General features: G+C 51.1%; 7 protein-coding genes. 4 read left to right on the forward strand and 3 right to left on the reverse strand.

From position 1 onward, the window contains the following. Positions 1–209 precede the first annotated feature (209 nt). Together GEI7105_RS0110475 and GEI7105_RS0110485 are read right to left on the reverse strand one after the other, a co-directional pair. Positions 210–1,235 carry a 2-hydroxyacid dehydrogenase gene (locus tag GEI7105_RS0110475; RefSeq protein WP_026097569.1) on the reverse strand — a complete coding sequence of 342 codons (1,026 nt, stop codon included), beginning with the start codon at positions 1,233–1,235 and terminating at the stop codon, positions 210–212. 140 nt (positions 1,236–1,375) lie between these two features. Beyond that, positions 1,376–1,603 (reverse strand): hypothetical protein, encoded by a 228-nt coding sequence (locus tag GEI7105_RS0110485; protein WP_017660419.1) that lies wholly within the window; start codon positions 1,601–1,603, stop codon positions 1,376–1,378. Positions 1,604–1,957: 354 nt separating this feature from the next. Between GEI7105_RS0110485 and GEI7105_RS29980 the strand changes: the two genes are divergently transcribed. The 4 genes from GEI7105_RS29980 (at position 1,958) to GEI7105_RS0110505 (ending at position 5,500) form a co-directional block, all read left to right on the forward strand. After that, the gene (locus GEI7105_RS29980; RefSeq protein WP_035492937.1) at positions 1,958–2,119 is read left to right on the forward strand and encodes a YqaE/Pmp3 family membrane protein; all 162 of its coding nucleotides are present in this window, start codon (positions 1,958–1,960) and stop codon (positions 2,117–2,119) included. A gap of 245 nt (positions 2,120–2,364) precedes the next feature. After that, positions 2,365–2,667: a sll1863 family stress response protein gene (locus GEI7105_RS0110495; protein ID WP_017660421.1), complete on the forward strand. Its 303-nt coding sequence runs from the start codon at positions 2,365–2,367 to the stop codon at positions 2,665–2,667. Between the two features lie 379 nt (positions 2,668–3,046). Next, positions 3,047–4,699, forward strand: coding sequence for an ABC1 kinase family protein (locus GEI7105_RS0110500; RefSeq protein ID WP_017660422.1), 1,653 nt, complete (start codon positions 3,047–3,049; stop codon positions 4,697–4,699). Between the two features lie 51 nt (positions 4,700–4,750). After that, on the forward strand, positions 4,751–5,500 hold the full coding sequence (locus GEI7105_RS0110505; protein ID WP_017660423.1) for an LmeA family phospholipid-binding protein: 750 nt from the start codon (positions 4,751–4,753) through the stop codon (positions 5,498–5,500). Between the two features lie 46 nt (positions 5,501–5,546). Here the strand turns inward: GEI7105_RS0110505 and GEI7105_RS0110510 are convergent, their stop codons facing one another. Next, a complete protein-coding gene (locus tag GEI7105_RS0110510; RefSeq protein WP_026097570.1) occupies positions 5,547–6,500 on the reverse strand; it encodes an aldo/keto reductase in 954 nt (317 codons plus the stop codon). Between the last annotated feature and the right edge of the window lie 393 nt (positions 6,501–6,893).

Below are 6,893 nucleotides of genomic sequence, written 5' to 3' on the forward strand. Positions count from 1 at the left end.
GCTCGAATCGGTTCGAGAGACAGTTCGGAGGGACTCAGTTCCGTCAACGGCATCGCTTCCCCCAACAACCAACTGGCAAAGTCGGAGGCAAAGCTTTCGACGAGGAATTTACAGACGATGTCGAACACGCCCTCGATTTTAGCATCGAAGGCGACGAGGGAATCAGCCAAGGCTGACACGGACGCGATCGCAGAAAACGAGCCGCTCGATCAAGCTGAAATGGGTGCTTGTTCGGGCGGTTGAATTTCGTGGTCGAGGGGCGCTCCTTCTTGGAAAGCCGCGATGCTTTCGATGGTGGTTCTGGCAATGTCGGTGAGGGCTTCTTGGGTAAAAAATCCTTGGTGAGATGTAATGAGGACGTTAGAAAACGATTGCAGCAGTTGAAACGTATCGTCTTGAATCACGGTATCGGACAAGTCGCGGAAGAAAATCGTTTCTTCTTGCTCGTAAACGTCGATACCGAGATAGCCGATTTGACCGGATTTAATTCCTGCGATCGCGGCTTTGGTGTCGATGAGTTGACCGCGACTGGTGTTGATTAACATCATGCCCGGTTTGAATTGGGCGATCGCCTGGCTATCGATGAGGTGATAGTTTTCTGGGGTGAGCGGACAGTGTAGGGAAATAATGTCTGAGTTGCTCAGCAATTCGGGAAACTCGACGTAACGAGCGTCGTCGAGCGCCTCGAATTCGGGATGGGGGTAGGGGTCGTAACCGAGTAAGCGACAGCCGAAACCTTCCATGATTCGTGCGAAGATCCGGCCGATTCGACCCGTTCCGACAATTCCTACCGTACGACCGTGTAAATCGAAACCCAACAATCCGTTGAGAGAAAAGTTATCGTCGCGCACCCGATTGTAGGCGCGATGAATCTTGCGGTTGAGGGATTGAATCAACCCTACAACGTGTTCGGCGACGGCATAGGGAGAATAATCGGTCACGCGCACGACTTGGATGCCGAGATCGACGGCGGCTTGCACGTCTACGTTGTTGTACCCGGTAGAGCGTAAGGCGACGAGACGGGTTCCCCCTTCGGCGAGCAGTTTTAGGGTTTCCGTGCCGACATCGTCGTTGACGAAGACACACACGACGGGAAAGTCAACCGCGAGACTGGCAGTTTTCGGTTCGAGTCGGGCGTCGAAATAGACCAGTTCGCGATCGCCGCGAGCTGAAGCGTTTGCAGCGTTGAGAAATTTGCGATCGTAGGGTTCGGTACTAAAAACAGCAACCTTCATATACATTGTCTCGAAGATTTGGGGACGTGGGCTGTCCGATCTGCCAGATCGGTGGGTTTTCCGACGATCGACAGCGACATCTCGAAAGCGGAAACGACAGAGTGTCTCTCTGAGTTCCCCGATTCGAGTCTCGTCTGGCTTTAGGAGGTCGCGGCGATCGCGCGGCCGTCGGCTAAATCTCGGATCAGGCTGAGCTTCGATCGCAGGTAACAGCTCACTTCATCGATCTCGCTGCCGTTTAAGATGCTCTGGGCTTGTAAGTCCCAGATCAGGCGATCGACCAAGGTGGAGTCGTCTAAGTTCGCGAGGGTTGTGGCTTGGGTATCTTCTACCGTAGACCAGACCTGACGTAGGATCGTGGCGTTCATAATTTTCTCCTCAATCCGTCCAGTATTTAAACTAACACGGATAATTTGATAGCTCTCTCTACCGTAGGTTAGACAATTTTTGGGAATTTTTCTAGAGTTACAATCCAGAGATTAAATAACTTTTGTGAATAATATTAAGATTTAATTAAAAAGCGATCGCAAGTCTTGATGTTTTGTAAAAAATGCTTCAATTTTTGATTGTTTTGACAGCGATCAGAACGTCGAGACGCTCGAACAAACTTGAAAAATCGTCAAATTGCTGGAAAATCTACCGAGAGATGGATGCGATCGCCCGTCTCGTTTCGTCAAACTACAAATAAAGACACAAGAATTTACACGGAGGACAATAAACTCGTGGACGTTGTTCGTATCATTATTGCTATTTTACTCCCCCCTCTCGGCGTGTTTCTACAAGTGGGACTTCGGGGACAATTCTGGATTAACATTCTGTTAACACTACTCGGTTACATTCCAGGAATCGTTCACGCCGTTTGGGTGATTGCAAAAGAAGACTAGAACTCACTGGCTCCGAACGTCTAGGCTGGCGATCGCCCCGGTTCGTTCCGACCGACTGACACAGTCAGATCGACCGCGAGATAGAGTTAAAATCGCTCTCGAGACAGAGGCGGTAGGACTTTCAGAAGTGCTTCAATAAGACTAGCATTTCAAACTCGCGCTTTAACAGGAAAGCGATCGTCAATTTCACGCGAGTCGCACGATCGATCTTAACCCAAAATTAACTTTAACCAGGAGGAAAGCAAATGGCTGCCCGAACTGAAGCTCGCCAAGAGTATCAAAACAAAGTCAAAGCCCAACTCGACAAGCTCAACGCTCAAATCGACGAGTTGAAAGCCAAAGCCGAACAAGCCAAAGCCGACGCCTCAGTCGAATATCACGGTAAAATGGAAGAACTCTACGCCAAACGCGACGCGGCTCAAGCCAAATTTGAAGAAATGAAAGAAACCAGCGAAGACGCTTGGTCGGAAGTTCAGTCCGGTTTTGAAAGTGCCTGGAACGAACTGACGGGTGCGTTCGAGCGTGCGTCGAAGAAATTCCAACAATAATCGATCGCGATCGCCACGTCAAACGAAGATCGACCCTCACCTAACTGCTCTAGGTTGAGCACGATCGACCTGCCCCTTCTCCTACGGGGAGAAGGGCTTTTTACAGTGAGCAGTGAGCAGTGAACAGTGTTTCGGTTGACTGTAGGGTGTGTGACGCGGCGGGGAAATGTGGCCGAAGTCAGGTCAAAGGACTGTTACCGCGTCACGCACCGTCCCCACCGACAACATACAAGGGTGTGTGACGCGGGGAACCCATCTTGAGGGTAGACCGAACAATGGTACTTTCCGCGTCACGCACCGACGCCTCGTCCCCTTATCTCCCCTGCTCCCCCTCTCCCCGGCTTCCCCTCCAGCACAACACATCGCCCCATTAACGCCCATGATATCGACCTTGACGAAATCGAATTCCCGACAGCGAGAAATTCTCGAAGTCGTCCTGTACCACGGATGGGACTACATGAGGCGCTTGTTGAGCAATAACGACGCAGAAAAACCCGAACTTCCGCCCCCTACAGTTCTCCAACGCATTCTCATCGACCTCGGACCGGTTTACGTCAAGCTCGGTCAACTGCTCAGCACCCGTCCCGAACTGCTTCCTCCCCAATACATTAAAGCCCTGAGCGCCCTTCAGGCCGACGTTCCCCCCGTTCCCTGGTCCGATATCGAAGCGCAACTGCGACGACAATTCGACGCCGATCTCGATAGTGTGTTCGCTGAAATTCACACCGAACCCGTCGCCGCCGGTTCCCTCGCCCAAACCCACCGCGCCACCCTCCACGACGGCCGCGAAGTCGCCTTAAAAATTCAACGCCCCGGAATCGAGCAAACGGTCGATCGCGATATCGAGCTGCTCACCAACCTGGCCGAACTCGTCTCGGGAACCGATTTCGGCGAATACTACGACGTTATCGCCCTGGCCGAAGAATTCACCAACGCCCTACGAGACGAACTCGATTTCACACAAGAGGCGCACTACACCGCTCGCCTCGAACGCTGTCTGAATTCGAGCGACTGGTTCGACGCCGATCGCATTACCGTCCCGACCGTCTATTGGGACTACACCACCCCCAAACTCTTAACGATGGAGTGGCTCGACGGCGTTCCGATCCTGTCGGCGGAAATTACCGGAAAGCACTACAACGGCGACGCGCAAGCCGAACGCAACGCCATCACGACGCTGTTGTTTCGCGCCTTCTTACAACAACTGTTTATCGAAGGCTTTTTCCACGCCGACCCCCACCCCGGAAATATTTTTTACCTCAGCGACGGACGGGTGGCGTTGTTAGACGTCGGAATGACGGGAAACCTCGACCCCCGCACTCAAGGCTTGCTCGTCGAAATTATTTTGGCGATGATTAGCCTCGACGCACAACGCTGCGCTCAACTGACGTTACAACTAGCGCAACCAGTGCGTCCGGTCAATTTCATCCGCCTGCAAAACGAATACGATCGCCTGTTGCGGCGGTATTACAACCTGAGTTTGTCCCAACTCAACTTCAGCGAAGCGTTTTACGAAGTGCTGCAAGCGGCGCGACGCAACCACCTACGCTGGCCCAGTAACATGGGACTCTACGCCAAAGCCCTAGCTAACTTAGAAGGGGTAGCGCGAACCTTTAACCCCGAAGTGAATTTGCTCGAGGAAATTAAACCTCTGACGGCGGATTTGATGCGCCGACAGTTACTCGGTGAAAATCCACTGCAAGATCTCCTCGGAGCGAGTTTAGAGTTTAAAAGTTTGTCGCTCAACTCTCCGCGCCAGCTCGATTTTTTATTGGAGCGAGTCACTACAGAAAGTCTCAAATGGAACCTGCGAGTTCACGAGTTGCAGGATTTGCGCCGCAGTCTCGACGAATCGGCCAATCGACTTTCTTCTAGTGTTGTCGTAGCGGCGTTAATTTTAGCTGGGGCTTTGGTCGTCTCTAAAGACCAAATGGCAGCAGTCCCTTGGCTCACCAATGCTTTATTTTGGACGGCCTGTTTGTTCGGGTTGTGGCTCGTGTTTAGTATTTGGCGATCGGGTCAATCGAAGTAAACGAGATTCGATCGCGCTGTTGATGCTAGTATTTCGATCGCAAAACACTTCATGATAGATTCACCCAAAGATCCCAAACTCGTTGAAAAAACCATTGATAAAGTGGCGCACGCTATATTCTCGTCGCAGATCGATCGTGCCGACACTTTAGAAATTCACGTCAGCGCCGACACCGAACGCATTACCTCGGGAACCGTGGACGGACTTCACCTCAGCGCCAATGGAATTTCAGTTTCGCCGAACGTTCGTATGGCGAATTTGGACGTTCGGCTCGATGCAATTTCTGTCAATCCGTTAAAGGCGGTGGTGGGAAATGTCGAACTCAAACAACCGACAGAAGGAACGACACAAATTGTTTTAGAAGATCGAGATATCGCTCACGTTTTGCGGTCTCAAAAGATTTTAAATATCTTGCAGGATGGCAGTGAAATTGTAGAAGGCGTTCCGACTGAATCGATCGCCATTCACGCCGTTGAATGTCAATTAACTGAAGCCGGGGAGTTATCGGTACAAATGACGTATGCGATCGCCGATCGCGACGAACCCATTCCCATCCACCTGCAAACTCGGCTCGATTTTACTGAAGATAACCACGCCATCGCCTTTCGCGACATTCAAGTGCAAACGAACGGCGATCTGTCGCAAAAGTTGGCAGAATTTACCGTTACACAAACTTGTAAATTTGTCAACCTAAAATATATGGAACTCGACGGCGTTTCCTTAGAGATCGATCGCGTCGAGTTTCAAGATTCAATGCTTTCAATTTCAGCGAGAGTTTACGTGAGCGAAATTCCCGCTTGAGCGATCGAACAACGTACCACCCTGGCGGGGGCGGTACGTGCGATCGCTATTCGTCCCAAAGATTTTCCAGCGTGTAGGAATTCCCCGGAAGTACCCAAAAGTCACCACTAACATAGCGACGATGGCGATCGAGTCGGGCGATTTCCTGCATATCCTCGGGCGTCAGCGACACCTCTACCGCCGCTAAATTTTGCGCGATGCGGGCGGGGTTGACGGATTTCGGGATGACCGCCGTTCCTCGGTGAATCGCCCAACTAATGAGAACTTGAGCCGGTGTTGCGTTCCGTCGTTCCGCGATCGCGGCGATCGTGGGATCTTCGAGTAAAATCGGCTCGTCTTCCCCTTTCAATCCCGCCGGGCGATCGGGCGATCCTAAAGGCGAGTAAGCCGTCAGGTGGATGTTATTCTCGTTGCAAAACGCCAACATCTCCGGTTGCTGCAAGTACGGATGCAGCTCGATTTGATTCATCTCCGGTTTCAGCGTTGCTTGCTCGAGTAACGATTTGAGCTTGGTGACGCTGAAGTTACAAACGCCGATATGTCGGCACGATCCCCGTTCCACCAAGGGTTCCATCGCCTTCCAAGTCGCCGAAATCGGTAACGTTTCCAGAGAAATGGAATCTTCAGCGGATTCGGGCATCATCACCCCTTTTTTCGACGCCACCGGCCAGTGTATTAAGTAAAGATCGAGATAGTCCAGTTGCAAATCGGCGAGGGTTTTTTCCAACGCCGGTTTCACGTCTTCGGGAGCGTGGGAATCGTTCCAGAGTTTGGAGGTAATCCACAGTTGCTCTCGGCTGACGACGCCTTCCGCGAAAGATTCTGATAAAGCCTTGCCGATTTCGGCTTCGTTCCCGTAGATGAACGCACAATCGATGTGTCGGTATCCGATGCGAATTGCCTCTTTGACGGCGTTGTAGACTTCGCCAGGGGCGGATTTCCAGGTTCCTAACCCGAAAACAGGCATTCGATCGCCGTTCTGGAATTGAAGTTTTTTCATAAATTCTCCCCGTTGTATGGCTCGAGTTGCGTGAAGTCTATCCTAAAAGGCCGATCGACTGACAAAATCCTTCAAATCCTTGAAAAATCGTAAATTGGCTTGAGGGATGAAACCCAACGCCCAAACTCATCTGGGTTGAGTTTCATTGCGTCCGAGCCAACCTACCCGAAAAGTTTATCAGTCAAACAACTTCAACGGATAGTCATTTTGAAAATTGTATCTCGAGATTTTAAGTGTGAAGAGCGATCGTAAGTACAAAGATCGCAAAGTTTTTCGAGTCAACTTAAATGCTTCGATCGCAAACGAGCGAATCTCGAAATACCGGGTCTTCGGAGTTTGAGGTGATAATAGTATAATAGAAAACAAATGCAGGCGGATCTAAAGATGAACTTT

It is taken from the genome of Baaleninema simplex PCC 7105 (assembly GCF_000332355.1).
GTDB lineage: Bacteria > Cyanobacteriota > Cyanobacteriia > Cyanobacteriales > Geitlerinemataceae > Baaleninema > Baaleninema simplex.

Bases quoted from the DNA above. Each gene is read 5' to 3' on its own strand.
- GEI7105_RS0110485 (WP_017660419.1), bottom strand. From the start codon at position 1,603: ATGAACGCCACGATCCTACGTCAGGTCTGGTCTACGGTAGAAGATACC.
- GEI7105_RS0110510 (WP_026097570.1), bottom strand. From the start codon at position 6,500: ATGAAAAAACTTCAATTCCAGAACGGCGATCGAATGCCTGTTTTCGGG.
- GEI7105_RS0110495 (WP_017660421.1), top strand. From the start codon at position 2,365: ATGGCTGCCCGAACTGAAGCTCGCCAAGAGTATCAAAACAAAGTCAAA.
- GEI7105_RS0110505 (WP_017660423.1), top strand. From the start codon at position 4,751: ATGATAGATTCACCCAAAGATCCCAAACTCGTTGAAAAAACCATTGAT.
- GEI7105_RS0110500 (WP_017660422.1), top strand. From the start codon at position 3,047: ATGATATCGACCTTGACGAAATCGAATTCCCGACAGCGAGAAATTCTC.
- GEI7105_RS0110475 (WP_026097569.1), bottom strand. From the start codon at position 1,235: ATGAAGGTTGCTGTTTTTAGTACCGAACCCTACGATCGCAAATTTCTC.